Origin of the sequence: Novosphingobium soli (genome assembly GCF_042432915.1) — a bacterium.
GTDB classification, from domain to species: domain Bacteria; phylum Pseudomonadota; class Alphaproteobacteria; order Sphingomonadales; family Sphingomonadaceae; genus Novosphingobium; species Novosphingobium soli.
In genome coordinates, this window is the sequence record NZ_JBHLWK010000019.1 from 122,444 (window position 1) to 148,184 (window position 25,741).

The 25,741-nt window shown below is 65.8% G+C and carries 23 protein-coding genes and 1 pseudogene; 12 read left to right on the forward strand and 12 right to left on the reverse strand.

Features of this window, described 5'->3' with window-relative positions; all coding sequences use genetic code 11:
- Positions 1–403: 403 nt before the first annotated feature.
- Positions 404–922: a MarR family winged helix-turn-helix transcriptional regulator gene (locus tag ACFFJC_RS16160; RefSeq protein WP_379488515.1), complete on the forward strand. Its 519-nt coding sequence runs from the start codon at positions 404–406 to the stop codon at positions 920–922.
- A gap of 14 nt (positions 923–936) precedes the next feature.
- Here the strand turns inward: ACFFJC_RS16160 and ACFFJC_RS16165 are convergent, their stop codons facing one another.
- From ACFFJC_RS16165 to ACFFJC_RS16175, 3 genes are all read right to left on the reverse strand, one after another.
- Positions 937–3,084, reverse strand: coding sequence for a PKD domain-containing protein (locus ACFFJC_RS16165; protein WP_379488516.1), 2,148 nt, complete (start codon positions 3,082–3,084; stop codon positions 937–939).
- A gap of 23 nt (positions 3,085–3,107) precedes the next feature.
- On the reverse strand, positions 3,108–4,610 hold the full coding sequence (locus tag ACFFJC_RS16170; RefSeq protein ID WP_379488517.1) for a GH39 family glycosyl hydrolase: 1,503 nt from the start codon (positions 4,608–4,610) through the stop codon (positions 3,108–3,110).
- Positions 4,611–4,763: 153 nt separating this feature from the next.
- Positions 4,764–5,543 (reverse strand): sterol desaturase family protein, encoded by a 780-nt coding sequence (locus ACFFJC_RS16175; protein ID WP_379488518.1) that lies wholly within the window; start codon positions 5,541–5,543, stop codon positions 4,764–4,766.
- Positions 5,544–5,723: 180 nt separating this feature from the next.
- On the opposite strand from ACFFJC_RS16175, the gene ACFFJC_RS16180 reads away from it, so the two are divergent.
- From ACFFJC_RS16180 to ACFFJC_RS16190, 3 genes are read left to right on the forward strand one after another with little or no spacing between them, the layout of a single operon-like run.
- Positions 5,724–8,375, forward strand: coding sequence for a glycoside hydrolase family 2 TIM barrel-domain containing protein (locus ACFFJC_RS16180; protein ID WP_379488519.1), 2,652 nt, complete (start codon positions 5,724–5,726; stop codon positions 8,373–8,375).
- A 56-nt stretch (positions 8,376–8,431) separates the two neighbouring features.
- A complete protein-coding gene (locus ACFFJC_RS16185; RefSeq protein WP_379488520.1) occupies positions 8,432–9,268 on the forward strand; it encodes a sugar phosphate isomerase/epimerase family protein in 837 nt (278 codons plus the stop codon).
- A complete protein-coding gene (locus ACFFJC_RS16190) occupies positions 9,265–10,512 on the forward strand; it encodes an MFS transporter (RefSeq protein ID WP_379488521.1) in 1,248 nt (415 codons plus the stop codon). Before ACFFJC_RS16185 ends, ACFFJC_RS16190 begins: the two co-directional genes overlap by 4 nt.
- Here the strand turns inward: ACFFJC_RS16190 and ACFFJC_RS16195 are convergent.
- Positions 10,506–11,411 carry a sugar kinase gene (locus ACFFJC_RS16195; RefSeq protein ID WP_379488522.1) on the reverse strand — a complete coding sequence of 302 codons (906 nt, stop codon included), beginning with the start codon at positions 11,409–11,411 and terminating at the stop codon, positions 10,506–10,508. The genes ACFFJC_RS16190 and ACFFJC_RS16195 overlap by 7 nt on opposite strands.
- Before the next feature lie 4 nt (positions 11,412–11,415).
- Positions 11,416–12,624 (reverse strand): D-mannonate dehydratase ManD, encoded by a 1,209-nt coding sequence (gene manD / locus ACFFJC_RS16200; protein WP_379488523.1) that lies wholly within the window; start codon positions 12,622–12,624, stop codon positions 11,416–11,418.
- A gap of 99 nt (positions 12,625–12,723) precedes the next feature.
- Here manD and ACFFJC_RS16205 point away from each other — a divergent pair, with 99 nt between their 5' ends.
- From ACFFJC_RS16205 to ACFFJC_RS16215, 3 genes and pseudogenes are all read left to right on the forward strand, one after another.
- Positions 12,724–13,509, forward strand: a complete 786-nt coding sequence (locus ACFFJC_RS16205; RefSeq protein WP_379488524.1) for a FadR/GntR family transcriptional regulator — start codon at positions 12,724–12,726, stop codon at positions 13,507–13,509.
- 23 nt (positions 13,510–13,532) lie between these two features.
- Positions 13,533–14,403: pseudogene (locus ACFFJC_RS16210) on the forward strand (glucuronate isomerase); the annotation flags it as partial.
- 138 nt (positions 14,404–14,541) lie between these two features.
- Positions 14,542–14,880, forward strand: a complete 339-nt coding sequence (locus ACFFJC_RS16215; protein ID WP_379488544.1) for a hypothetical protein — start codon at positions 14,542–14,544, stop codon at positions 14,878–14,880.
- Between the two features lie 61 nt (positions 14,881–14,941).
- On the opposite strand, the gene ACFFJC_RS16220 is transcribed toward ACFFJC_RS16215, so the two are convergent.
- Complete coding sequence (locus ACFFJC_RS16220) at positions 14,942–17,320, reverse strand: TonB-dependent receptor (protein WP_379488525.1); 2,379 nt, start codon at positions 17,318–17,320, stop codon at positions 14,942–14,944.
- Positions 17,321–17,516: 196 nt separating this feature from the next.
- On the opposite strand from ACFFJC_RS16220, the gene ACFFJC_RS16225 reads away from it, so the two are divergent.
- Positions 17,517–19,166: a hypothetical protein gene (locus ACFFJC_RS16225; RefSeq protein WP_379488526.1), complete on the forward strand. Its 1,650-nt coding sequence runs from the start codon at positions 17,517–17,519 to the stop codon at positions 19,164–19,166.
- A 271-nt stretch (positions 19,167–19,437) separates the two neighbouring features.
- Positions 19,438–20,184 (forward strand): carbonic anhydrase, encoded by a 747-nt coding sequence (locus tag ACFFJC_RS16230; protein ID WP_379488527.1) that lies wholly within the window; start codon positions 19,438–19,440, stop codon positions 20,182–20,184.
- A 1-nt stretch (position 20,185) separates the two neighbouring features.
- Here ACFFJC_RS16230 and ACFFJC_RS16235 read toward each other — a convergent pair whose 3' ends face one another.
- The 3 genes from ACFFJC_RS16235 to ACFFJC_RS16245 form a co-directional block, all read right to left on the reverse strand.
- Positions 20,186–21,208: an endonuclease/exonuclease/phosphatase family protein gene (locus ACFFJC_RS16235; RefSeq protein WP_379488528.1), complete on the reverse strand. Its 1,023-nt coding sequence runs from the start codon at positions 21,206–21,208 to the stop codon at positions 20,186–20,188.
- A 14-nt stretch (positions 21,209–21,222) separates the two neighbouring features.
- The gene (locus ACFFJC_RS16240; protein WP_379488529.1) at positions 21,223–22,071 is read right to left on the reverse strand and encodes a hypothetical protein; all 849 of its coding nucleotides are present in this window, start codon (positions 22,069–22,071) and stop codon (positions 21,223–21,225) included.
- Positions 22,072–22,423: 352 nt separating this feature from the next.
- Positions 22,424–22,861, reverse strand: coding sequence for an HIRAN domain-containing protein (locus ACFFJC_RS16245; protein ID WP_379488530.1), 438 nt, complete (start codon positions 22,859–22,861; stop codon positions 22,424–22,426).
- 75 nt (positions 22,862–22,936) lie between these two features.
- Here ACFFJC_RS16245 and ACFFJC_RS16250 point away from each other — a divergent pair, with 75 nt between their 5' ends.
- The 3 genes from ACFFJC_RS16250 to ACFFJC_RS16260 are packed head-to-tail and all read left to right on the forward strand — an operon-like array spanning position 22,937 to position 23,655.
- Positions 22,937–23,206, forward strand: a complete 270-nt coding sequence (locus tag ACFFJC_RS16250) for a hypothetical protein (protein WP_379488531.1) — start codon at positions 22,937–22,939, stop codon at positions 23,204–23,206.
- A gap of 2 nt (positions 23,207–23,208) precedes the next feature.
- A complete protein-coding gene (locus ACFFJC_RS16255) occupies positions 23,209–23,400 on the forward strand; it encodes a hypothetical protein (RefSeq protein WP_379488532.1) in 192 nt (63 codons plus the stop codon).
- 9 nt (positions 23,401–23,409) lie between these two features.
- Positions 23,410–23,655: a hypothetical protein gene (locus ACFFJC_RS16260; protein WP_379488533.1), complete on the forward strand. Its 246-nt coding sequence runs from the start codon at positions 23,410–23,412 to the stop codon at positions 23,653–23,655.
- A 74-nt stretch (positions 23,656–23,729) separates the two neighbouring features.
- On the opposite strand, the gene ACFFJC_RS16265 is transcribed toward ACFFJC_RS16260, so the two are convergent.
- From ACFFJC_RS16265 to ACFFJC_RS16275, 3 genes are all read right to left on the reverse strand, one after another.
- Positions 23,730–24,536 (reverse strand): DNA adenine methylase, encoded by an 807-nt coding sequence (locus tag ACFFJC_RS16265; RefSeq protein ID WP_379488534.1) that lies wholly within the window; start codon positions 24,534–24,536, stop codon positions 23,730–23,732.
- Between the two features lie 197 nt (positions 24,537–24,733).
- Positions 24,734–25,399, reverse strand: a complete 666-nt coding sequence (locus tag ACFFJC_RS16270; protein ID WP_379488535.1) for a hypothetical protein — start codon at positions 25,397–25,399, stop codon at positions 24,734–24,736.
- Between the two features lie 54 nt (positions 25,400–25,453).
- Positions 25,454–25,693, reverse strand: coding sequence for a hypothetical protein (locus tag ACFFJC_RS16275; RefSeq protein ID WP_379488536.1), 240 nt, complete (start codon positions 25,691–25,693; stop codon positions 25,454–25,456).
- Positions 25,694–25,741 lie beyond the last annotated feature (48 nt).

The window sequence follows — 25,741 nt, forward strand, 5'->3', positions numbered from 1 at the left end:
GACCGGTCTTTTCATCTCGGTCTTGGAACTGCTGGCCACAATGGCCTCACGCTCACAGAGGCGAGAGCAGCCAGAGAAGCGCTACGCGCAAGCGTTACAAACAAAAGACGACGCACGAGCAAGTTTACGGCCAGCTGATATCTTGTGAATTCATGCAATGACGCCGATGAGAGGATCGTAATCCAATCTCAAGCGACATGGTCGAGTGAATAAGCAGGCATCATGATGTCGAGCCGCTCGACAGCTCACAGAGTGGCTTAAAGTGCCAAGGCGACGTTGTTGGGAATCCTGCTCGTCGCGCTCGCGGCATCCTGCCGAGATCAGACGTGTCCTCTCGACACCCGCGACCCTGGATCACGCGCCCGGCTTTGCCCGGGCATCGCTCGCTGCTAACTAGACGCTCATGACCCCGGCGCAGGAAGACGAGAACGAAGCGGAGCGCAAGCAGCTTCTCGAACAAGTGCTGGCGCATGGCATCGACAATCCCGACTGGGACGACGGCGCCATCGCCCCCGAAATCCTGGGCGAGATCGCCGCCGGACTGGCGTTCGGCCCGCGGCCGGTCACTGCGGCGGGGACCGAGATCACCGAGCGGTACGACCTGGGTCCGCGAGGCGCCTTCATGCTCAGCCTGATCGGCAACGGCGTGCGCTTCCCCAAGGACCTCGCCACCGTGCTGCACATCGGCCGCAGCCTCGTTACCGCCGAGCTGAACCGGCTCAGGAGCGCGGGGCTGGTCGAGATCACCGCGGGGCAGGACCGCCGCCAGTCGCGGCTCGCGCTCACGCCCGCCGGCCGCGATGCCGCGACCACGGTGCGCCGGACGCTGAGCAGGACGATCGAGATCGCCCTAGCCCGCTACTCCGCCGACGAGATCACGCTGTTCGCGGCCATGTTGCGGGCGTTCCAGCGCATCGACTGAAGCACCCGCCGGGCTCACTCGACCACGATCCTGGCGCGCGCCAGGTTCTCGATCCGTCCGAACGCCGTCTTCACATCGCCCTCGCGCTGTGAAACCCCGCGCAGAACGGCGAAGTAGGTGCCGGGCTTGGCGTATGCGTGCGACACGCTGGTCCGCACGCTGGCGGCGGCGCGGACTTCGGCCGGGCCGTCGTAAGTGCCGTCGCCTTCGAAGTCCCACTCGGCGGCTACGATCTTGCCGGTGCCCGGAGGCGCCGCGATCGAGCCGCTCAGGCGCACCGCCTGCCCTGCCTTTACCCGCGCCACGGCGCCGCCGTTGGCGGTCAACGTTACGACCGGCTGGACGCCGCCGTGCTTGCTTGCCTCGGCCGGAACGGAGAACTGGCCGTCGACCACCTGGTATGCGGTGGTCGCGGGCGGCGCCTTGCCGTCCTCCACCCAGGCGGCGAGATCGCGCAGCGCCTGCTGCAGCACGCCCAGGTACGAGACCACGCGCGCGGGATCGTCCTGCTGCGCGGAGTCGCCGTGCAGCGCGCGGTCGGTGTACCATAGGCGCATCCGCGTGTCGGCGTTGCCTCCGGTGGCGGAAGCGACCTGGCGGCGGTACCAGTCACCCTGCCAGGGCAGCGCCTCGCGATCCCACAGGTTCTCGACAAGGATGACCCTGCCCTCGAACTTCCCGGTTGGCACCGCACCGGCGGCAGCGCGGGTGAACAACGGCCCGAGCAGCATCGGCCGTTGCGGGTACACCGGCTTGCCGGCCGCGTCGCGGAACTGGTCCCACACCGGGTACTGCCCGTCGTTCGGCGGCACCTGATGCAGGTGATAGCGCTGCACCGCGAGGATATCGCTGTTGTCGAGCTTGACCGCCATCCCGGCCCTGAGCGTGCCGACCGCGCGCGGATCGTTGATGCCGATGATCGCCAGATCGCCCCGTACGTCGGTCAACAGCAGCTTGCGCCCGTCGGGCAGCACCAAGTCGGACAGCAGCAGCGCACCAGCCGGCGGGCGCTGGGCGAGGCGCACCGCCACCGGCATCTGCCCGGCCGAGGCGAGACCCATAGCCTGCCAGGCAAGGTCCGCGGTGCCTTTGGCGGTCCCGGGCGAGCGGTCCAGCGACAAGCCGGCCTTGGCCGCCTCGTCCGCGGTCACGACTTGCGCGATCGAAGTCGCCAGCTGCACCCGCGCCTGCGCGTAGCGCTCGGGACGGTCGTGCCCCTCGTAGCCCGGCTTGGTCCAAAAATCGGTAAAATAGCTTTTGTCCGCCATCCGCATCCCGCCGAACAGCAGGGCAAAGGCGTGGGGACCCATTGTGCGCCAGGCGTACCAGGACTGCGGCGGGAAGCCCATCGCCGTCACCTCGCGCAGTGCCGCGCGCTGGCTCTCGTCGAGATGCGCGTAAGGATCGCCCGAGCCACCGGCGTCGAGCGCGTCGACCACGCCGTCCAGCTTGTCGCCGATCACCCGCATCGCATAGAGCCGCGCGGTGAACATGTTGGGGATCGCCATCGGCGAGCCGAGCACATAGGGCACCGCTCCGTCCCACACGCCCTTGGTGTTCTCCAGCCCGCCCAGAGTGCGATAGGCGCCGCCGCTGCCGCCATAGGCATAGCCGTAGACATGCGGCCGCGCGCCATAGACTTGCGCCGCAACGAAGCGCGAGAAGCGGGCCGATGCGGCGTTGGCGCGATAGGCGCCGATGGTCGGGTCCATGCCCGCCATCGGGTCGGCCGCCTTGGGCCCACCGCCGTTGGTGGCGACGAAGTACGCGCCGGCAGCAAAGGCCGAGCCGATCCGGTCCTCCGAACCTTTCAGCCCTTCCGAGAGCGTCTCGCTGTCGGGCACCGGGGTGATGTACTGGAAGAACCGGCCCTGCCACTGCTCCGGAAAGTAGAAGGCGAACTTGGTGTCGGTGCCCTCGAAGCCGCCATGGACATAGCGGTAGCGCACGCCGCTGGTCTCGCGCGCTTCGTCGGCATCGATGACGGGCTTGGCGAACAGGGTATCCTGCTCGGCATAGCCGGCGGTGTTCAAGGTCTTGCTGGTCATGGCCGCCCTCGCGGATTGCGGCGCCTCGGCGTGGGCGACAGGAGCGGACAACGCACCCAGCGCGCCGGCGAGCAGCAGCGCCGAGCGGAAAGGACGGTGGGCGGCGACAGTCATGTGGGATCCCCCTGCTTTTATCATCAGGCGCACTCGATTAGGGCGACGCCTTCGGGCGGCAGCTCGAGCGAGAGCGTGGAGCGCGCGTCCAGCCGCATGCGCACCGGCGGCGCGATGTCGGCCGCCGCGCGCAGCTGCGCGACCTGCTCCGGCTTCAGGTACTGCGGCGAGCCCATCGCGCGCCAGGCCGGCATCGGGGATGCGCGCTCCTGGTCGACGAACCGCACTTGCGCCGCCGTGCCCGGCTTCAGCCCGGCGAACTGCACGTCAAACGTCTTGGGGGTGCCGGTCACCTTGCGTTCGGTGCTGGAGGTCGGCAGCCCCGCAGCCTGCGCCGCCACTGCCAGGTTCCACACCAGCGCGCTGACGCCCAGCTTCCGGCCCTTGGTGGCAAGCGCCGGCCCGTCGGTACGCAGCCGCTCGGTGCCGAGCGCATGCAGCAGCTTGTAGGTGTTGAAGCTCGGCCGTGCGATGCCGCGGTACATCGCCGGCCAGCCGTTGTCGCCCTCGCGCAGCACGGTGTCGAACACACCGAGTTCCTCGTACGTGCCCGAGAGAGTCCAGTGCGACATTGCCTGCAAGCTGGGCAGGCACTCCTTGACGACATGCGCGATCATCGCCGGGCTGTCGGACGACCATTCCGACAGCCACAGCGGCTTGCCGGCATGGCCCGAAGCTTCGATCGCCTGGCGCACTTGCGCAACGGTGTTCGGGATCGCCTCGTTGACGTCGGCGACCTGCTTCTCCACCGATCCGGCGTAGGCATGGGTGCCGAAGAAATCGAGCGGCGCATTGTTCTGCGTGCAGAAGCCGGCGAACTCCTTGATCCAGGCGCCGCCCGACGTTGAGGGGCCGCCTACCGGGATGGCGGCGTCGACCTGCTTGATAGCGACGGCCGCGGCCTTGTAGAGGTCGAAGTACTGCTGCTGGTTGCCGGTCCAGAAAAAGGGCAAATTGGGCTCGTTCCAGATCTCGAACGGCCAGGTGCGGACCGCGGCGATGCCATAGCGGTTTGCCAGCGCGGAGACCCAAGTGCGCAGGAACCCGGCCCAGTCGTCCAGCGACTGGGGCGGGGTGATGTTGCCTTTGTAGAACCCGAAGGCCGCCGTCCCTGAAGCGAGCGCCTGCGGCATGAAGCCGACTTCGACGTAGGGCGAGACGCCACGCGCGATCAGCCCGTCGTAGACTTCGAACACGTTCTGGAAGTTGGGCTTGGGCTTGCCGCGGTTGAGGATCGAGGGTGCGTAGACGCCCAGTTCATCGTTGAGGATGCCATGGAAGCGCACGCGCTTGAGGCCGACCTCATCGACCCAGCGGTCGAGGTCCTGCCGCCAGCGCTCGCGCAGAGTGATTGCGGCGCGATCCGAGCCGGCCGACTCTTCCCAGACGTGCGCCAGGCTGCCGGTCACCTCGCGGGCATGGATCGTCACCGGCACGCGTTCGGGCGCGAGCGCCCAGGCCGGACGGGGGAGCGTCGCCGCCGCTGCCAGCATTCCGCCAGCCTGGATGAACTGCCTGCGCTGCATAATGCCTCTCTCACCCTGACCCGTCGATGGCGCCTGCACCCGCATGCCATAAGCACACTGGACGCCATCGCTTTTCTCAACGTGGTCTTACCACCAAAGAACAGCTCTGCGTCAATGGTGAGTTTCGCAACGCAAGCTTTGAACGGGCGAGCGTCAGGCGGTCGGCTTCAGGTTCGTGGGGACGGCAGTTGCGTCCCTGCGAGCCGTGACCTTGTCGAAGTCGGCCTCGAACTTGGGCCGCATGGTGCCGCACAGCCGGTCCCAGATCGTGGTGTAGCCGCCGAAGTTGCCGGTGAAGAAGCGATGGTGCTGGTCGTGGAAAGTGGCCGAGATGAACCACTTGCTGGCCCAGCTTTTGTTCCACCAGCGCGGCAGAAACTCGTATCCCGAGTGGACGTAGAGGCCCATCAGGATGTTGGTCGGTACGATCAGTGCCATCGTCGCGTCGTGGATGGTGAACACCGCCACGAACAGCGACAGGAAGCCGCCGTTGATCAGCGACTCCAGCGGGTTGACCGAGAACGTCGTGAGCATGTTAGGCGAGGTCGACTTGTGGTGCAGCTTGTGCACCCAGCTGTAGACCGGCTCCTTGTGCATCCAGCGATGGAGCCAGTAGAAGTAGGTGTCGAACAGGAAGAAGTAGGCCGCGAACTCCAGCGCGACCTGCCACCACATCGCCGGGGCGCTGTTGAAGCTGATCCAGCCGCGCGATTCCATCCACTTGCGGATGAAGCCGAGCACCACGCCGCTCACCGCGAAGGTGATCACCGCGAACAGCGCCTCGTTGCGGAAGATCTTCCACTTGAAGCCGTTGGGCTGGATCTTGCGCGCCTTGAAGAAGCCGCTGACCACGCCGGCGCCGATGCCGGCGATCACGAACAGCACCAGCCACAGCGAGAGCAGCTGCTCTCCGTTAATCCAAGCCTTGACCACGCGACCACCTCTTCCGAATGCCGGGCTGCTGTATAGTTCATAAGCTGAACGAATGGCAACCGGGATCGGCCTCACAGGCAACTTTCCGATTCCTGCTGGCCTTTAAAGGTCAATCCACTTACGGCACGTTGGTCTGAACACACAAAAGCGGAAGGCGGAGAGATGCACATGCGGCGACCTATGGCGATTGCGGCCTTGTTCATGACCGGCACCGCGCTCTCCGTTCCGGCCACTGCCGCCGAACGACGCTCGCCCGCCACGCCAGCCGCGACGCGCGACGTGCATCCGCTGCTGCAGGGCTGGCGCTTCCACTTCGGCAACGTCCAGGCCGACGCCTCGCGCGCCGACTTCGACGACAGCGGCTGGGACCAGGTCGCCCTGCCGCACTCATGGAACCGCATCGGCGGCTACCGCACCCAGCGCGGGCCTGACAGCAACAACCGGCAAGGCCACGGCTGGTACCGCCTCGCCTACAAGGCGCCCGCGGTCGCCGCGGGCCTGCGCCAGTACCTCGACTTCGCGGCGGTGTCGAAGATCGCCGACGTGTGGGTCAACGGCAGCCATGTCGGCACCCACAAGGGCGCCTTCGGCCGCTTCCGGATAGACGTCACCTCCGTCTGGAGGCCCGGACAGGTCAACACCGTGGTGGTCCGCGCCGACAACTCGAAGGTCGAGGCGGGCAGCGCCACCGCGGAGGTGATCCCGCTGTCGGGCGACTTCTTCGTGCACGGCGGCATCTACCGCGATGTCGCGCTGCTGCAGCTGCCGGCAGCCTCGATCGACCCGCTCGACCACGGCGGTCCCGGCGTCTACGCCCGCGCCACCGAGATCACCGCCGATCGCGCCCTGGTCGAGGTCCGCACCCGCCTGCGCAACCTGGGCAGCAGCGCGCAGCCGCTGCGCCTCGTCACCCGCGTGACCGACGCCGCCGGCAAGACCGTCGCGCGCGAGGAGCAGCCGGTGCAGCTCGCTCCCGGCGCCAGCGAGGCCATCGGTCGCGTGACGCTGCCCAAGCCGCATCTGTGGAACGGCCGCCGCGACCCGTACCTCTACACGGTCACCGCCGAACTGACCGACACCGGCCGGGTGATCGACCGGGTCGACCAGCCGCTCGGTCTGCGCACCTTCCGTTTCGATGCCGACAAGGGCTTCTTCCTCAACGGCCAGCACGTGAAGCTGCACGGCGTCTCGCGGCACCAGGACGCGCTCGGCTCCGGCTGGGCGCTGACGCCGGCGCAGCATGCGCAGGACATGGCGCTGATCGAGGAGCTCGGCGCGAACACCGTGCGCCAGGCGCACTACCAGCATGCCGACCAGTGGACCGAGCTGGCGGACAAGGCCGGCATGGTGGTCTGGGCCGAGCTGCCCTACGTCACCACGCCCTCGCTCACCAGCGACAAGGGCAGCGACGCGCTCTGGGCCAACGCCGAGGAGCAGCTGCGCGAGCAGATCCGCCAGAACTACAACCACCCCTCAATTATGATGTGGTCCGTCGGCAACGAAGTCGATTCCGCCAAGGGCTTCGGCCAGAAGGGCGCGCCGCCCAAGCCGTTGGCGCTGCTCCAGCGGCTGAACGCGGTCGCGCACCAGGAAGACCCGGACCGCCCGACGACGATGGCCGACTGCTGCGAAGGCGTCGGCATGATCCAGACCGCCGGCGAGAAGGTCGTCGGAACCACCGACCTCGTCGGCTACAACCGCTACTTCGGCTGGTACTACCCCAAGCCGCTGGAGATGGCCGCGCAGCTCGGCGCCGCGCTCGACAAGCTGCACGCCGACCATCCCGCCCTGCCCCTCTCGATCAGCGAATACGGCGGCGGCGGCGCGGTGACGCAGCACAGCGACGACGTGCGCTCCGGCTTCGTCAACTTCGTCGGCCGCCCGCATCCCGAGGAATACGCGGCCTGGCTGCACGAGCAGACCTGGCCGGTGATCGCCGCGCGCAACCAAGTCTTCGCCAGTTGGGTGTGGGCAATGTTCGACTTCGCCAGCGACTTTCGCGACGAAGGCGACTCGGTCGACCTTAACGACAAGGGCCTCGTCACCGCCGACCGCAAGGTGCGCAAGGACCCGTTCTGGTACTACCAGGCGGCCTGGGGCGAGACGCCCGCGCTGCACCTGGCCGGCAAGCACTACGTCCAGCGCGCCTACCCGGTCATGGACGTGAAGGCCTACGCCAACGCGCCCAGCGCGACGCTCACCTTCAACGGTCGCAAGCTGGGCGACACGCTTTGCGTCAACTTCGTGTGCGAGTGGAAGGGCGTGGCCCTGAAGCCCGGCGCGAACAAGGCGGTGGTGACCAGCCGCACCGGCGCGCGCACCTTGCGCGACACCGCGACCTGGACCGGCCCTGCCGCGAACGCCGGCATCCGCATCGATGCCGGCAACCTCGGCGGCCGGGAACTGGCCGGGCATCGCTTCGGATCGGACACCTTCGTCACCGGAGGGACGCCGGTGATCCTCAACCTCGTCGGCTTCGGCGGCCGCTCGCTCGGCCCCTTGCGCAAGGTCGAGACCGCCACGCCCGAACTCTTCGAGTACTGGCGCGAGGGCGAGGCCTTCAGCTACCGCATTCCAGCGCCCGCGGGCACGTGGACCGTCACGCTCCACCTGTTCGAGCCGCGCCCGGGCGGCACCGCCAACCAGGCCCTCACCGTCACCGCCAACGGCGCCACGGCGATCGAGGGGCTGAACATCGGCCAGGCGGCCGGCGGTCCCTTGCGCGAAGTGATCCGCAGTTTCCCGGTGAAGGTCGGCACGGACGGGCTGATGCTCGATTTCAAGAGCACCGGCGGCAAGGCCTCGCTCGGCGCCATCGAGATCACCCGGTGAGGCACGCGATTGCGCGGCGCGCCGCGCTCGGCACGCTTGTGGCAGGAGCTGCCGGCTTGGCCTCGTGCACCACCGTGCCGGGGCGACGCCATAGCTCCCGGCCGCTGGGCCTTGCCGACCTGACCGTGATGTCCGCCCTGTCGCGCGACTACCCGGCGACGCTGCGCGCTGTCGCGGCGATGGGCTACACGCATTTCGGCTTCCGCCTTGCCGGTTACGGCAAGAGCGCGGCGCCTGAGCTGCCACCGGCTGAAAAGGCCAGGCTCGTGCACGATGCAGGGCTGGCGGTCGGCGTCGTTCGCTACGGCTACGGCCGCAGCTTCGCAGAGCAGGCACGAGATGCGCAGGCCATCGGCGCAAGCATCATCGCCTATTCCGCCGCGCCGGTCTTCTTCCGTGGCCCCGCCCTCGGCCAGACCACGCGCGCGGCGTTCGACGCCTGGCTGCCCGAACTCGGCACGATGGCACGGATAGCGCAGGACCATGGCCTGACGCTCGCCTATCACAACCACTGGTGGGACCATGCTCCGCTCGAAGGCGAGACCCCGCTCGACCTAATCGCCGCCGCCTTCTCGCCCGCGCAGGTGGCGTTCGAGATCGACCTGGCCTGGGCTTGGGTCGGGGGCGTCGATCCGCTCGCCCTGGTGACCCGGCTGGGAGCGCGGGTGGTGTCGCTGCACCTCAAGGATGTCGATCCCAGCCGCGGCGCCGACCGCATGAGGCAATTGGTCGAGCCAGGCGCCGGCCGGCTCGACTATGCGGCGCTGCTGCCGCGCCTTGACCGCGTGACCGACGCGATTGGCTACGTTGAGGTCGACACCCCGGCCGACGGCATGACCGCGGCGGCGAACGCCAGCCGCTTCCTGCACAACGTGCGTGGAGATCGGGCATGAAGACGCGCGGTCACTTGCGCTGGTGGATCATCGCGCTGGTCACGCTCGGCACGATCCTGAACTACCTGGCGCGCTCGACGCTGTCGGTGGCGGCGCCGACGATCAAGGCCGAGTTCGGCATGACGACCGAGCAGTACAGCTGGGTCGTGCTGGTGTTCCAGGCGGCCTACACGGTGATGCAGACGGTCGCGGGCGCGGTGCTCGATGCGCTGGGCACGCGGCTGGGGTTCTTCATCTTCGCGATGGGCTGGGCGCTGTCGAACATGGCGCATGGCCTGGCCACCGGCTGGCAGAGCCTCGCGCTGTTCCGCGGCCTGCTGGGCGCCACCGAGGCCGCGGCGATCCCGGCGGGCACCAAGGCGGTATCGGAGTGGTTCCCCGCCAGCGAGCGGCCGCTGGCGACCAGCGCCTTCCAGATGGGCACCAGCGTCGGCAACATGGTCGCGCCGCCGCTGGTGGTGTTCTGCATCCTCAGCTACGGCTGGCAGTCTGCCTTCCTGGTTACTGGCGGGCTCAGCGTCGCCTGGGCCCTGCTGTGGTGGTTCGGCTACCGCACCCCGGCCGAGCACCCGCGCCTGGGCGACGAGGAGCGCGCCCACATCGCCCAGCACCGCGGCGAGCCGCCGTCCGACCCGCCCGCCTCGCGCACTGCGCTGCTGCGCTCGCGCAGCTTCTGGGCCATCGCCTTGCCCCGCTTCCTGGCCGAGCCGGCGTGGCAGACGTTCAACTTCTTCATCCCGCTCTACCTCGTGGCGGTGTGGAACCTCGATCTCAAGGCCATCGCGCTGTGGGCCTGGCTGCCGTTCCTGGCGGCCGACGTCGGCTCGCTGACCGCCGGCCTGCTGCCTCCGATCCTGATGCGGCGCGGCGTCGGAACGCTGGATTCGCGCAAGATCACGATGACGGTCGGCGCGCTGTGCATGGTCGGCCCTGCCTGCATCGGTCTCGCCGGATCGCCGGGTCTCGCCATCGCGCTGTTCTGCGTCGGCGGCTTCGCGCACCAGATGCTGAACGGGGCGCTGATCACCTTGTGCTCGGACGTGTTCGACGGCCGCACCGTCGCCACCGCCAGCGGCATGGCGGGCACCGTCGCCTGGATCGGCGGGATGCTGTTCACTTTCCTGATTGGTCAAAGCGCCGAGGTCTACGGCTACAACCCGCTGTTCGTGGCGCTGTCCGGGCTCGACGTGCTCGGCGCGGCGGCGCTGTGGTGGCTGCTGCGCCGCCGGGTAAGCGCTCAGTAAGGCGCCTCGTCGTCGCGCGGCGGGATCGCACCCGCCCGCATGACGACCCAGCCCGCCAGCGCCTGCCCGCGGGCCGCCGCCGCGGCCGGATCGAGGCCGCGCATACGGCCGGAGAGATAGCCGCCGTTGAACGCGTCGCCTGCGCCGCTGGTGTCGAACGCGCGCAGCTTGCGCGGGACCGGCGCGATCCTGCCGTCGCGCATGCGGCACCCGTCTGCGCCCAACTTGACCACTACCTCGCCGCAACCCGCCTGCTCCCAGGTAGAGGCGACCGCGTCGGCCGTTTCCAGGCCGCTCAGCATCGTCTCGTCACTCAGCGTCGGCAGGCCGATGTCGGCCACGCCGGCGGCGCGGGTGCGCCACGTCTCGGCCTGTTCGGCAGACGACCATAGGCGCGGCCGATAGTTCCCGTCGAACGCCACCCGGCCACCCTGCGCCCGCACTTGCGCGGCGATGTCCAGCAGCGCCTCGCGCCCCGCGTCCGGCAGCACCGCCAGGCTGATGAGCGAGAAACACAGCAGCTCCGCCCTGCCCGCTTCTTCGGCCAGTCGCGTGCTGTCAGGATGCTCGAACAAGTGCCGGGCCGCGCTCTGCCCGCGCCAGTAGGCGAAATTGCGCTCGCCCTCGGCATCGCGGGTGATCGCGTAGAGCCCTGGCTCGCGCACCGGATCGGCCAGCACCAGCGAGCAGTCGAGGCCCGCCGCTTCCCAATCCGACCGCAACCGCGCGCTCAGCGGGTCGCTACCGATCGCACTGGCGAAGCGCACCGCCAGCCCGCTGCGCGCCAGGTGGATCGCGGTGTTCAGCGTGTCGCCGCCGTAGCCCAGGTGCCAGCCGCTTTCGGGCCGCTCGGCGACCTCGATCATGCCTTCGCCAATGACGATGACAGCGTTCGTCACGCGGTCACCAGTTCCACATCGTACCGTCGTTCAGGCGAGCGACGGGAAGGTAGGCGCGCTTGTAGGGGTACTTTGCCGCCAGCGCCTCATCGATGTCGACACCGTGGCCCGGAGTCTCGCCGCAGAACAGTTCGCCCTTCTCGAAACGGTAGTCGTGCGGAAAGACCGCGTCGGTCTCCTCGGTGTGGCGCATATATTCCTGGATGCCGAAATTGGGCACCCAAGTGTCGAAGTGCAGCGCGGTGCCCATCGTCACCGGCGAAAGGTCGGTGGCGCCATGGCAGCCGGTGCGGATCTGGTAGAGGCTCGCGAGATCGGCGAGGCGGCGCAAGTGGGTGAGGCCGCCGGCGCCGACGATCGTCGCGCGGATGTAGTCGATCAGCTGGTTCTGGATCAGTTCCCGGGCGTCCCACACGGTGTTGAAGATCTCACCCACCGCGAGCGGCGTGGTGGTGTGCTGACGGACGTGGCGGAATGCCTCCTGGTTCTCGGCCGGGGTGCAGTCCTCGAACCAGAACAGGCGGAACGGCTCCAGCGCCTTGCCCAGGATTGCCGCCTCGTTGGGGGTGTAGCGGTGGTGGCCGTCGTGCAGCAGGTGATGGTCGTAGCCGTAAGTGTCGCGCAGCGTCTCGAACAGCCTGGGCACGTAGTTCAGCGCCTTGGCGGTGTCCCAGCCGGTGACGCTGGGCAGGTCGGCGTCGGCGGGCTCGTAGTAGAGCTTGCCGCGGCCCACGCCGTAGGCGTCCTTGATCCCGGGCACGCCGGTCTGCGCGCGGATCGCCTTGTAGCCAAGGTCGATGTAGTTGCCGACCGCCTCGACAGTCTCGGCGATGTCCGAGCCGTTGGCATGGCCATAGACCATCACCCCGTCCCGGCTGCGTCCGCCGAGCAGCTGGTAGAGCGGCATGTCCGCCAGCTTGGCCTTGATGTCCCACAAGGCAACGTCGACCGCGGCGATCGCGCGCATTGTCACCGGTCCACGCCGCCAATAGGCGCCGCGGTAGAAGTACTGCCAAATGTCTTCGATCCGCTGCGGGTCCATGCCGATCAGGCACGGAATGACGTGATCTTCGAGATAGGAGACCACCGCCAGCTCGCGCCCGTTGAGGGTGGCGTCGCCGATGCCGTAGACGCCCTGGTCGGTTTCGATCTTCAATGTCACGAAATTGCGGCCCGGGCTGCAGACGATGACTTTCGCGGCCACGATTTTCATGCTTCGAATGAACCTCTTCCCTAGTCGCCGGCGTGCGCGCCGGAGTGTCATTACCACTTGCAAGAAAGTGGTAGGACCGCAATAGAAAGGTGCATGTCGATGTCGATCAGAAGCCTCAACGCTGCAAACGAGCTTGCGCTGCTCGGCCCTGACGAGAACCGCCTCTACAAGAACATCGCGCGCACCCTGATCGAGGAGCTGCAGTCCGGCACCTACGGTGTGGGCGACAAGATGCCGGCCGAGCGCGACCTGGCCTTGCGCATGGGCGTCAGCCGACCGGTGATCCGCGAGGCGATGCTCGCGCTCGAAGTGCTAGGTCTCATAGAAGTGCGGATCGGCGCGGGCACCTTCGTGGTGCGGTTGCCGGGCGAGAGCGACGCGCCACGCTTCAGTGTCAGCCCGTTCGAGCTGCTCGAGGCGCGGCTGGTGTTTGAAGGCGAGGCAGCGGCGCTCGCCGCGGTGCAGATCACTGACGACGAGATCGCCCAGCTGGAAGACCTCGTCGCTGCCATCCAGTCGCAGAACGAGAGCCAGAAGGCAGAGGAGAACGCCGACATGGCCTTCCACATGACGATCGCGCGCGCTACCCGTAACGCCGCGATCGAGCGCACGATCGAGGATCTGTGGCGTCAGCGCTGGGAATCGCCCGAGTGCCGGCTGCTGCTGGAGCAGGCGCGCACCGCGCACGTGCTCCCCGTGATTGAGGAGCACACCGCTGTGGTAGAGGCGCTGCGAACGCGCGACCCGGTCCGCGCTCGCACCGCGATGCGCAGCCACATGGAGGCGGTGATTCAGCACCTGCTGTTCGCCGTCGAGGAAAAGGCCATTGCCGAGGCCCGCAACTCGGTCGCCGCGACGCGTCGGCGGTTCGGTAAAGTCGCCTAGACGCCAGAACGGAAACAACCTTTTTGCCCGCACAGCCCCTGCATCTGCACGACGATCGCCTGTTCCCGGCCACTGAGCGGACCCGGGCCATCGCTCGCGAACTCTATGGGCACGTGCGCAACCTGCCGATTATCAGTCCGCATGGGCACACCGACCCCTCTTGGTTCTCACGTGACGAGGCTTTCGAGAACGCGGCCGAGCTGCTCTTGAAGCCCGACCACTACGTGCTGCGGATGCTCTATTCGCAAGGCATCGCCATGGAAGACCTCGGCATCGGCTCGGACGCCGATCCGCGCGAGGCGTGGCAGCTGTTCGCGAGCCACTACCACCTGTTCCGCGGCAAGCCTTCGCGCATGTGGCTAGGCTGGGTCTTCGCCGAAATTTTCGCAAACCCTGTCAGGCTTGAGGCCGATAGCGCGCGCCTGTACTACGAAACCATCACAGCCGCCCTGGGCCTCCCCGAGTTCCGTCCGCGCGCATTGTTCGACCGCTTCGGCATCGAAGTGCTCACCACCACCGAAAGTACGCTGGCGCACCACCAGGCGATCCGCCACAGCGGCTGGTCGGGCCGCGTGCTCACCGTCTACCGCCCAGACCCGGTGATCGACCCCGAGTTCGAGGGCTTCCAGGCCAATCTCTGCCGCCTTCTCGGCGCTGAGCCACGAGGATTGCCGCACTTGGCGCGGCTACCTCGCCGCGCATCGCCAGCGTCGCGCGTTCTTCCAGCAAATGGGCTCGACCTCGACCGATCACGGCCACCCCACCGCCCTCACCGCCGACCTCGCGACTGCCAAGGCGGAGACACTGTTCGCGCGGGTGCAGGCCGGCACCAACTCGGCCGCCGACGCCGAGCTGTTCCGCGCGCAGATGCTGACCGAGATGGCCGGCATGAGCTAGGGCAGCGAGGGCCTGATCGGCGGTCCGTGGCGCCCGAGCACGGAGGACCGCGCCGTCCTGGCGACCACTCTCGCGGCCTGAGCCTTTTTCAAGCGTCGCATGTCGCGACACAATGAGGAGAGTGATGTGAAGACCATGATCTCTGCGAGCGTTCTTGCAGCCGGTGCGCTGCTGGCGCTCCCCGCCATTGCGCAACCCGCACCAGCTAGCCCGGCCGCGGCGCCTACGCCCACTGCCAGCGCTCCGGCCTCCGGTGCCGCCTACTCCTCGGCCGTCAGCACGCTGGGCGACCTGCTGGACAATCCGGCGACCAAGGCGGTGCTGCAGAAGCACGTGCCCGACCTGATTGCCAATTCCAATATCGAGATGGCCCGCGGCATGACCCTGCGCTCGCTGCAGAGCTACGCAGGCGACGCGCTGACTGATGCAAAGCTTGCGGCGATTGACGCGGACCTCGCCAAGGTTGGGAAGTAACACGAAGAATAGCGGGAGGTCATGGACCTCCCGCCAACTTTTTTATCCTCGCTTGCTCCGCTCAGCGCGACCCGAAAGCGTAGCGCACGTTGATGCCGAACTCGCGTGGTGCAGTCGTGGTGATGCCGACGTAGGTGCCGGTATACGTCGCCGCAGCACCGCCCGCCGCCGCGTTGCGATAAGCGGTGAACTGCGGATTGGTCTGCGACAGCACCCTGGTCGTGTCGAACAGATTCTTGGCGAATAGCGCCACTTCCCACGCACCCTCCGGGTCGCGGATGCCGGTGTAGAGGTTCACAAGGCCATAGTTCTTCGTATCATCGAACGGGTTGCCAGGATCGGTCCGCGAGTTGCCGTTGAAGTTCAGCAGCCCGCGCAGATAGGCGTTCACCCGATCGCTGACGCCGAACTGATATTCACTGCTCAGCGTGGCGCTGAACGGCGGGGTGAAACCTGCACGCTGCGAGACCTGGCAGCCAGCGATGTTGTTGGCGCCCACTGCCGCCTGGAGCTGCGCCAATGTCGGCGCCGAGGTGATCGTATCCGGCACGCCATCTCCGTTCAGGTCGTTGCACGGGATGTTGCCGCCCTTGATCTTGCCGAGTGCGTAGCTGGCGACAGCGTTGACGCTCAGGCCCTCCATCAGGTCGAACGAAAGCTCACCCTCGATGCCATTCACTTCCACCGGAACGGCGCTCACGAAGTTGAACTGCGTGACGTTCGGCACCACGCCGAGCCCTGCGACCTGCGTGTAGTTGACGTAGTACACGCCTTGCCCGCCGGTGCGGAACGGATAGTTCTTGAACTTCTGGTGGAAGCCCGAGACATTCGCCCGCAGGCGGCCGCCCATCAAAGTGCTCTTGACGCCGATCTCGTACGACTTGGACGTCTCCGCCGGCAGATTCAGGAAGCTTTCCTGCAACGCCGAGCGGCGCAGGCTGAAGTCGCCTACGGTGACGATCCCCGGACGCCAGGAGCTGCCGGTGCTCGCATAGACCATCAGATCACGGTTGAAGTTGTGCTTCACCGAAGCCGCATAGATCCACTTCTTGGCATCCTGCGCGTCCGTGGCGATCACGGCGCCGTTGACAAGCAGCGCGCCATCCGAGCTGTAGTCGATATGGCGAAGTCCACCCGAAATTTCGGTCCCAGTGCCGAGATGCGCGGTTAGGTTGCCAAAGAAGGAGCGCTCATGGCTTTCGCCCTGGCGCTCGATATTGGAATTGACGGTCTGGATGATGCGTCCGGTGGTCGCGCCCGTGCGCAGGCCGACGATCGTGGGCGAGGTCAACCGGGTGGGAGCATCGTTCCTGTTGTCGAAGAAGCCGATCACGTAATCGAAGAAGCCGGCCACTCTATCCTGGTTCTGAAGACGAACTTCGTGAGAGGTCGATTTCGGCCTCGAGTTGGTGACCTGGTTCACGTCGCCCGGGAACAGGTTGGCAAGGTCGATGTTCGCGGTCGAGCTGACCTTCTGCGTGTAGTGCTGACCCTGGTAGATCAGGACCTGACCCAGCGCCGATCCCTCTGCCCGCCAGTTGTAGATGTCGTAGACCTGCCGGATCGGCCGCGCGCTCTCCTGCACCGCACGCCGATCGTCGCTGTCGATGTAGACGGGGCTGGCCGGGGCTGCGGGATTGCTCTCGCTGAACGACGCGACCTGATCGTAGGTATAGGCGCGGCGATCCAGGCGCTGATACACGCCCTCCAGCTTCAACCAGTCAGTAGGCTGCAGCAGGGCCGAGATTCTGCCACTTGCAGTGCGCGACTGGGGATCGCGGGCACCGTTGAGCGGCCTGACACGATCCACCTCGTTCTCGTCGTAGACGCCCGCGACGCGGATGGCCGCGATGCCTTCGATCAGCGGGATGTTCAGCGCGCCCTTGTAGTTCTGCGTGCCGATGTCATTGGCGGTCATGTCGACAAAGCCGCCGAAATCGTAGAGGTTCGGCTTCCTGGCGCCGACGGTGATCGAGCCGGAAGGCGCGGCGCGCCCGCGCAGAGTGCCCTGAGGACCACGCTGGACCTCGATCTGGCCCACATCATAGAGTTGCTGCAGGATCACGCCGGCAGTGATCGGCGCATCGTTGAAATAAAATTCAACGGTCGGATTGTTGCCGCTTGCGTTGACGTCGAAGTTGACGCCGCGCAGGCGCGCGTTGCCGCCCACGCCGTTCGCCTCGGTGGTGAGCTGCAGACCGGGAACGATGGTGGCGACCTCTCGAAAGTCGCGCAGGTTCAGCTTACCGATCTGCTCGGACGTGACCGTGTCGATGACGGCAGGGACGTCCTGCACGTCTTCGTCGCGGCGTCGCGCCTGGACGATGATGGTTTCGGTCTCGTTGGTGGTGGTGGCGCTGCCCGCTTCCTGCGCGATGGCGGGAGCACCGGCGCCGCCCAAGCCCGACGAGCACAACAGAACGCACAAGAGACGCTTCATTCTTCCCTCCCTAATCGTATTGGTCTTACCTGATTTCGGTCTTGGTCAAACAGCGAACTTTGTCAATCGTCAACCGGCTGCCATGTCGATCCCGGTCCAGCTTTGTTCGTGGGCCGAGTGCCGGCCGAACCGGCAGTCAGCTTGACCGGCAGGTTAAAAGCATTAGTTCAAGGATTGAATGATCTGGAGAAGTGGTATGGCCTGTCTGGTGCGTCGAAGTGGAACGGCAGCAGCGTTGGCGTTGATGGCAGCATCAACGCTGGTGATCCCAGCCGATGCGCAGGTCAGCCGTGAAATGGCGGGGTTCGGACGCGTCGACATCATGACCGTGCCCCTCGATGGCAAGATCATGCTCCGCTCCGCGACCTACACGCCTCGCGGAAGAGTTCTGATCTCTTATGCCGCGCCGGGCGACAAGGATGAGCGCGACCTGAAGCTCGCGCTGATCGACGAGGACGGCCGCAATATGCTTCCGGTCTTCGCTGGCCAGGTTCCGGTGCGCGCCAAGGACAACGGAATCCGCTTCATGGTGTTCGCCGACAACCGGCGCATTCACCTTGGCGACTTCATCCTGGAGTGCCTGCCCGATCTGGAGCGCTGCACGCGCTCGCAGCTGGTCCCGGTGCGCTATCCCGATGGTCTCGCCGTGGGCGATCACGTGGCGCATCGCTGGTCGGAGGTCATCGTTTCGCCGGATAACCGCCACGTCGCCTGGACCACGCTGTTCGCCAACTTCTCCGCCCTCGCTTTCGTCGGCGAACTGCGCCGTACCGCGGACGTCTACACGATCGAGAACCCGCGCATCATCAGCACGCTTGATCCCTTTGCTCCCGACCCGCGCCACGCAGACGGCGTGATCCCGCGTCCGGTGGGGGGAGGCGAGGTCAAGCAGTTTGTGCAAGGCGGGACTGCGATTTCGCTGGTAGGAGCGGGCCGCCGGGACACGCCGGACTCGGTGGTGCAGGACCTTGCGTCCAACGCGCTCCGCCCGGTCACCGATACGCCGGGCTATACCGAAACGACGATATTCTCGCCCGACGAGCGCCTGGGCCTGACGATGACAACGCGCTTCTCGCCAAAGACCGATCCTGCAATCCTGGGCCTGGTGCCGCGCCCCTACCCCGGCGCTCTCAACATGGGTCTGGGCATGTTCGCGTATACTTACGCGGTCACCGGAGTGCGAGGTGCGCGCGAAGGAAATGTCGGTCCTGCCCTGATCGACATCGCCGAATCCGAAAGGCAGCCCGAGTATCTCGGCCTGAACCTCAGCACCGAGCCCGACTGGGTGTTTCATTCGCCGATGTCGTGGAACCCGCAGGGCACACGCGGCATCTGGATTGAAGGACAGCGCGGCACTGGCAAGCTGCGCATTCGTCAGGTCGCACTGCCTGAACGCAAGCCTGCGGCGGTGGTGACGCCGCGCCCGTTCCGCGTGGCCGAAGCTTACAAGCCCTTCCGGTCCGACATGGCCCCCGCTTTTGCCAAGGCGAGTCGTGAGCAGAACGTGAAGGTCTACGGCAAAGCCGCAGGCTACATCACCTACCGTCGCCAGCAGGATGGTCGCATCGAGAAGGCGTACTACGATTTTGACGATGGCGACGGCGCCATCTACCAAGGGCGCGAGACTCTGCAGGCCAATCCCGCGAGCAACTCCACCTATGTGGCCGATCTGACGGTCAAGGGTACTCACCGTGGCGAGATGAAGCTGAAGATCACCTTTGGCGCGCTGGGGAATCCGCTCCCCTCGAAGATCGTCTTTGAAAAGGATGCGACCGGCGCGCGTCTCTCCTCGGGGCATGCGCAGTACGACGGCGTTCGCCTGAACGTCGCTGACCTGGCGCCCTGACAGTGGAGCTGGACTGAGTTTCGCCCCGGCTCGCGATGGCGCAACGTCGACTTTTGCCAAGGTCGGCCATTGACGCCTGCAAAAGCTATTTCGGAGCGAATGGGCTTGGTCGAATTACAGTTGTGCCAAACTTCCGGGCCGTGTTGCGCTCGCACCCGCCGGGGTCATGCTCGGCGCAAATGCCGGATTGATTTTTTAGGCGCGATAGCTTTGAGGCTGAGATACGCGATGGTAGAAGCGCTATCGTTGCCACCGGAGCGAGAACCGCCCCATGCCCGAACGCACCCGATACTTCTATACGCCGTCCGATCCGTCGCGGCGCCAGGTGATGCGCGGGATGGCTGCAGTCGGGGCCGCGATTGGGCTTACAGGACATGCCCAGGCGGCGGAAGCGCCCGCGTCACCGGACGCGACCACGACGCCGGATCTTGCGATCAAGGAGATCATGGACGGCAATGCCCGCTTCGTCAGCGGCGCGCCTGTCGCGCATCTCAAGGACATGGCGATCATCCGCGCGAAGGCAGCAGAGGGGCAATGGCCGATCGTCGGCGTCCTGTCCTGCGCCGATTCGCGCGTGCCGGTGGAGATGGTGTTCGACGAGCCGATCGGCCGCCTGTTCGTCACCCGCGTCGCCGGGAACATCACCACGCCTGAGATTATCGCGAGCCTGGAATATGGCGTCGCCGTGCTGGGGCTGAAAGCGATCCTCGTCATGGGCCATTCGAGCTGCGGGGCGGTGAAGGCAGCGATGGACAATCCGGCGGTGCCCGGCCAGATCAGCGCGCTGTTCCCGGCGATCCTGCCCGCGATCTACATGACACAGGGCGGAAACGCGATCGCCGTGACCCGCCAGAATGCGGTGATACAGGCCGCGACCCTCATCAATGCCTCGCCTGTGATCGAAGAGCGGGTCCGGGCCGGCACGCTCAAGGTCGTGCCCGCCATCTACGATGTCGCTACCAGCAAAGTGGAGCTTTTGCCGATCCCGTCCGCGCTGCGCCAGAAACCGGCGAAATAGATCAGTCGGCCTTCCAGCTTAGGCGGTACTGGACGCGAAACCCGTCATGGTCTGACAGTTTCGGGCTGGCAGGCGAGCCGTCAAACATGGCCTCCACTCTTTCGGGGCGGATTTCCACCCCTTTGCCGGGCGCAAAGAACTGCAAATCCTGCGTGTCCATCCAGGGCGCGTCGCCGTCCCATGACAGGCGCACATCGCAGCGCTCCGGTGGCGCGCAATATTCATGAACCTGATCGAAGGCTATGCGCGAGCGAAAAGCGGTGAAGCGCTCCTGCGAGCGGCGCATGTTGAAATCGCCGCCCAGGATCAGCGGCGAGGCGGGGTGGTGATGGCGCTCAAGAAACCGGGCGAGTTCCTCGCTCTGGAACTGGTGCGCGGCGAGGTGGCGCTCGACGCGAACCTTTGAAGCCCGCTGAGAATTCATATGCGTGGCGGCGACCTCGATCGGCACGGGGACGCCGGGAATGGCTAGCCGCACCAGTTGCACGCCTTTGTTCGACAGGCAGTCGAACCCCGCACAGGTCTTTCGCGAGTAGGCATCCATCTCCGCGCCTGTCACCGGATAGCGGCTGGCGATGACAAGGCCCGATCCCAACAGGCGGAGCCCGATCTCGCCCTTAGTCGGACGAGGACGGCCGACGCGCCGTGCGTCGGCATTCTCGACACTGGAGAGCGTCCGGCCAGGGCCGCCAACCATGAACGGATAGCCGCTGTCCTTGATCGCCCGAATCGCGGCGGCGGAAAAAGCCTCCTGAAACAGGATGATGTCGGGCGCCCGCCCGTGCTCGCGCATTTCCCGCAGCATCTGGCCGATACGCTGCAGATCGGGCGCGCGACCGCTACGCGCGGGCCATTGCAGGCCCTCCACATTATAGGTCAGCACGTCCAGTGTCATGCTCGCCCGGTCGCTCTCGACCGCGATCGGCGGCGGCGTGCCGGCAGCACCGGGCGGTTCGTATCGGGCAGGGAAGCTGGCGCAGGATGTCAGCAGGAGGGCAAGGAGTGTCGTCGGCAGACGAGGCATGAAGTCGGCGCCAGTCAGAAGCGGCGGTGATCGGCACCATCGACCAGATCGCACGTCCCGCGAAACGCATAGGGCTCGAGGCCCTGTACGCTGATCTGGCCGCTGCGCCGGTTGATCGTGACACGCGGCTTGTTGAGGCCGTTCAGCCGATAGGTGGCGCGGATCACGTCCGGCCCCATCTCCACATCGTACAGATCCCACCAGCCGTCATCGCCCCGGCTGTTGATCGGCGGCACCAGCTTCTTCGGCAGGCGGATGCGGCCGCCGCCGGCCCATAGCTGGATCATCAGCGATGCGTCGAACTGCTGGCCGGTCAGCTCGACCCGGTTGCCATAGTCGTAACGGTGGGTGCGACTGTTCCATGTCCAGCCATAGGTGCTGGCCATGCCCGGACGCTGGCCATCACCGAAGCAGACGAGACCAAGGTCCACCGGGCTGTTGCCGACGCGATAGCGATCCCGATCCTCCACATAGCTGGGCGACTGCCGCTGGCTGGAGGGGGTTTGACCGTAGCCGATGTCAGGGCGATAGGCACCGCGATCGCGATCATTTGGCGCCGCACGGGGCCGCTCTGCGCGCTGACCGCAATCGGCGGGAGGCGTGGCGGTGATGGAGGCGTAGCGGCCGTCCATGGTCGCCACGGTGATGCACTGGTGCTGCGCGGCGTTCCACCAGAAGGTGTAGCTGCGGTCATCGCCCTTTTGGCCGCGCACGAAGACATAACCGCGAGACTGAAGCGCCGTCTCTCCACCCGCGCCGCGCGCACCCACGAGGTCGGAGAGGCCGGGGGGCGTCTGCGCCTGCGCTGTGGCGACCAGCAACGCTGGCACCAGCATCGACAGTGTGCCTTTTTTTACGGACATCGGAATCTCCGGGCCGCCGCTCGGCGCGCGTCGGCGATGGGATATAATGGCAGCTTAAGACAGAAAAGCCGACCTTTATCATCTATTCTGTGAACGACCGCTTCGTCCCATCCCGGTCGTGCAGCGACTGCCGACACTTGCATTGTATCGTGGGTTCGAATCCCACTGGGGGGATCGAACCTCAGTCCCACATCAGGTCCCACACTGGCGCAGAATTGCTGATTGGGGCGCTGATCCGCAACCCCAATGAACATGCAACATATTGAAATCAAACAAAAAAATCTGGCGGAGCGGGAGGCAGCTATATCAAGCGATTATTAGATTGATATAGCTGCATATTTTCTGGGTCCAATTAGATAATACCATGCCTGATACCATGGATTGAAAATTTGCCCCCGTTCGAAGCCGTGAGAGGGATTCGAACCTGCGGTTCGATACCATGCTCCGGAAGCTCCGGCTCTTCTCCATCCATGTTCACTCGCATGACCAGTCCAAGGGTAGCATCAGGGAGGTGAGCGCCCTTCACGCGCTGGACGATCGCTCGCACGTCGTAACCGCGATCGATCTTGCTGCCGACCCAGACCGCGCGGTCCCGCTTCAGGTATCCGACCTTGATCCCCCGGCAGCTGACGACAGCGACGGCCATCCGATCGTGCGGGTTCTCCGGCTCGCGGACCAGCCGCACCTCCTCGCCGGGACTGCACAAAGCAAGCTCGGCCTGACGGCTGGTGCCGTCCTCATTGTCATGCCGCTCGCCGATTGCCGGCAAGCTGAAATCGTTCCAGCCCATTTTGCCCCTTCACATGAGAACGTAACAGGAACAAAATAATCAGACCAACATCGATTCGCATAGAGGATTTTGACGATGGGCAGTCTCGAACAACATGACGCCGCCGGCTTCCGCATCAATGTGAGCGAAGCCCCGGAGAAGCCGATCCCCTTCGGTCGCTGGGTGCTGGAACAGACCAGCCGGGGCGGCTTCATCGGCCAACTGGCGACGATCGCGAAGAGCGATCGGGGTTTCCCGAAGGACGGCGGCCCTGACGCCGTGCGCAAGCGCCTGGGCGACACCGGAGCCGACCCTGAGATGTTCGACGCCGTGGACGACGCCGAACTGGACTGGGCGAGCTTCTGACGATGGCCGCGCGCTATAGGATCGCGGTCTTCGGCCAGCCCCGCTCGCCGTGGCGCTCAAGCATCGACGAGGCTATGGCCGACGCGATCGACCTCAAGCTCGCATCTTGGGATGAGAGCGAGCGCGAGTGGTTCCTTGCGGTGCCGGTGGACCTAGTGACCGGCAAAGCCGAAGCGATTAGGCGCGCCGCCTAAGCTGCACGCATGGATACCGAGCAAGCCCTTACCATTATCGACAGGACGGCAGAGAAGGCATTCGAGGTGCGTGGGGCCAACGATCAGGTGCGCGCCGCCTTGAAGCATCTCTCCGCCATCGGGATTGAGCGTGACACCCTCGAATGGTTCTGGAAGTCGCTTTTCGGGACGAACGAGATCGGCCGCGATCAGAACGCCAACGCCTCGCGAAATCGCATCAGGCACTTGGCAAAGGAGATGGGCCGCCGCGCATGAAAAAGGCGCCCGAGGCCGAAGCCCCAGGCGCCCTTTCAGAATGAGCGCCGACGAATACCGTCGTCACCCGCATCTCAGCAATTTGAGACGATCAATTCCCCGGCCCGCTTCCCGCTGCCGCCGGTCGCCGTCGAGATGGTATAGGTGGTCTTGACCTCATCGAACGAAAACCGTCCGAAGACCTCGCGGGCGAGCGGCGTGTCGTTGATCGACAAAACGAACCGCCCGGAAATTCCGGTTAGTTGCTCTGCCATCGTCCGAAAATCGGACGAAGCAAACCCTTCGCCATAGTCCGTCTCGCAGCCGACATAAGGCGGATCGAGGTAGAACAGCACGTCAGGTCCGTCATAGCGCCGGATGAGCTCACCATAGGGCAGCTGCTCGATCACGACGCCCGCAAGGCGCTCGTGGATCTCGGCCAGGACAGGCTCCAGCTTCGTGACATCGAACCGGCCGGGTGACCGACGGTCGACGCCGAAGCTGCGCCCGCTCACCTTGCCACCGAACGCAAGGCGCTGGAGGTAGAGAAAGCGGGCAGCGCGTTCCAGATCAGTCAACGCCTCCGCCTGCATGCTCGCCAGCCGCGCGAACTCGGCCCGGCTGGTCACCTGCCATCGCAGCACGTCCATGAACTGCGGATAGTGGCGCTGCAGGATGCGGAAGAGATTCGCCACGTCGCCCGAAAGATCGTTGATGACCTCGGCCTTCGGCTTACTCGTCCGCCGGAGGAAGACGCCGCCCATGCCGACAAACGGCTCGACATAGGTCCGGTGAGGTATTTGGGCGATTCGCGCGACCAGGCGCGCGGCCAGGTTGCGCTTGCCGCCAAGGTAAGGCGCTGCCGGCGACACCGGCTGCACGGAAACAAGATTCGACTCCATAAAGATTTTCGCTCACGAGGTGCCCCGCCCTGTCAGGGCAGCGGGGCGTTAGCGGCTAGGCCAGCCGCGCGTGACGAGTTCGCGCTCGTCGGTTGCCGTGTTAGCGCACGGCACCCCCGCTCTCGGCCGACATGGGAATGACCATATCGACCGGGCGGGTGTGTCTGGGGAATGGGCGTAAAGCTGCGCCCATGATTTTATCCTGAGGCAGCGTCCGGCCAAATCGCCGCGCGAAGCACCGATGTCGGCACGTTGGTCGGCATCTTGAACCAGAGGCACCCGTACTGCCCGCACGCCTCCGGCGTCCGGCGGCGGCACTCAAGGTGATACTCTTCAGGGAAGTCGTCATAGACGATCGGACACGTCCGGCGCTCGTACTCGGGGTCCGTCACGCCATAGTGGAAATCCAGCGGCCCCTCGAACCACGCATTCAGGTCATAGTCCGGGAGGTCGGGGCTATAGAGGATGTCCTGCGGGTAGTCCTTGGCGATCAGGATGTCATAGCTGAAGCGCAGTACCGGCATGTTCGGCATACCGGGCGGGAATCGCAGGAGATCGAGGTGCGTGATCGTGATCTCCAGTCCCGTCTCGTCGAAGACGATCCTCGATCCGTCGAGACTGTCGGTGCTGACGTAAAAGCTCCCGTCGCTGAATGGTGAGCCGTCCGAATGCGTCGAGGCGAAGGCACGGCTCAACCCAGCAATCGGATCGTCAGGCTGGCCCTCATACCACCGCACCTGCATTTTTCCGTGATAGCCGCGCATATCCACCGGCTCTCCATCATCGCCATAGATGTTGATGCGGTGACGCCACGGGCGATCGTTGCTGCGGACATGAAGCGGCAGCCGGTGCGGGGTAATCATCGTGCCTCCGGGGTAGAATGAGTGATGCGCCTCCCCTTTGAGGACGCGCTGAGATCAGGCGGGTTCAATGGAAACGATGAGCCCTTGCGAGGTGGTGATCTTGACGCCGGCCACGACGTGCTCGCCATCTGTGATTGGCGTCACCGCCGCGAGATCGCTCAAGGCCGGGCTGGCTGCCTGCGCCCCAATCGCCGTGCGCCACGCTCCACCGTCAACGGCGTCGACGATAGAGAGCGTGAAGGCGCTAGGAGTGTCACCAGCAGCATACGCGCCAAGGACATCGGGAAGGTCCACTGGCGCATAGGGTGTTGATTGCCACTGAGAAGTGACCCGGGAAGGCTA

Bases quoted from the DNA above. Each gene is read 5' to 3' on its own strand.
- ACFFJC_RS16190 (WP_379488521.1), top strand. From the start codon at position 9,265: ATGAAGACGCGCGGTCACTTGCGCTGGTGGATCATCGCGCTGGTCACG.
- ACFFJC_RS16230 (WP_379488527.1), top strand. From the start codon at position 19,438: ATGCCCGAACGCACCCGATACTTCTATACGCCGTCCGATCCGTCGCGG.
- ACFFJC_RS16250 (WP_379488531.1), top strand. From the start codon at position 22,937: ATGGGCAGTCTCGAACAACATGACGCCGCCGGCTTCCGCATCAATGTG.
- ACFFJC_RS16170 (WP_379488517.1), bottom strand. From the start codon at position 4,610: ATGCAGCGCAGGCAGTTCATCCAGGCTGGCGGAATGCTGGCAGCGGCG.
- ACFFJC_RS16265 (WP_379488534.1), bottom strand. From the start codon at position 24,536: ATGGAGTCGAATCTTGTTTCCGTGCAGCCGGTGTCGCCGGCAGCGCCT.
- ACFFJC_RS16260 (WP_379488533.1), top strand. From the start codon at position 23,410: ATGGATACCGAGCAAGCCCTTACCATTATCGACAGGACGGCAGAGAAG.
- ACFFJC_RS16220 (WP_379488525.1), bottom strand. From the start codon at position 17,320: ATGAAGCGTCTCTTGTGCGTTCTGTTGTGCTCGTCGGGCTTGGGCGGC.
- ACFFJC_RS16215 (WP_379488544.1), top strand. From the start codon at position 14,542: ATGATCTCTGCGAGCGTTCTTGCAGCCGGTGCGCTGCTGGCGCTCCCC.
- ACFFJC_RS16165 (WP_379488516.1), bottom strand. From the start codon at position 3,084: ATGACTGTCGCCGCCCACCGTCCTTTCCGCTCGGCGCTGCTGCTCGCC.
- ACFFJC_RS16240 (WP_379488529.1), bottom strand. From the start codon at position 22,071: ATGTCCGTAAAAAAAGGCACACTGTCGATGCTGGTGCCAGCGTTGCTG.
- ACFFJC_RS16180 (WP_379488519.1), top strand. From the start codon at position 5,724: ATGGCGATTGCGGCCTTGTTCATGACCGGCACCGCGCTCTCCGTTCCG.
- ACFFJC_RS16245 (WP_379488530.1), bottom strand. From the start codon at position 22,861: ATGGGCTGGAACGATTTCAGCTTGCCGGCAATCGGCGAGCGGCATGAC.
- ACFFJC_RS16255 (WP_379488532.1), top strand. From the start codon at position 23,209: ATGGCCGCGCGCTATAGGATCGCGGTCTTCGGCCAGCCCCGCTCGCCG.
- manD (WP_379488523.1), bottom strand. From the start codon at position 12,624: ATGAAAATCGTGGCCGCGAAAGTCATCGTCTGCAGCCCGGGCCGCAAT.
- ACFFJC_RS16225 (WP_379488526.1), top strand. From the start codon at position 17,517: ATGGCCTGTCTGGTGCGTCGAAGTGGAACGGCAGCAGCGTTGGCGTTG.
- ACFFJC_RS16270 (WP_379488535.1), bottom strand. From the start codon at position 25,399: ATGATTACCCCGCACCGGCTGCCGCTTCATGTCCGCAGCAACGATCGC.
- ACFFJC_RS16205 (WP_379488524.1), top strand. From the start codon at position 12,724: ATGTCGATCAGAAGCCTCAACGCTGCAAACGAGCTTGCGCTGCTCGGC.
- ACFFJC_RS16160 (WP_379488515.1), top strand. From the start codon at position 404: ATGACCCCGGCGCAGGAAGACGAGAACGAAGCGGAGCGCAAGCAGCTT.
- ACFFJC_RS16235 (WP_379488528.1), bottom strand. From the start codon at position 21,208: ATGCCTCGTCTGCCGACGACACTCCTTGCCCTCCTGCTGACATCCTGC.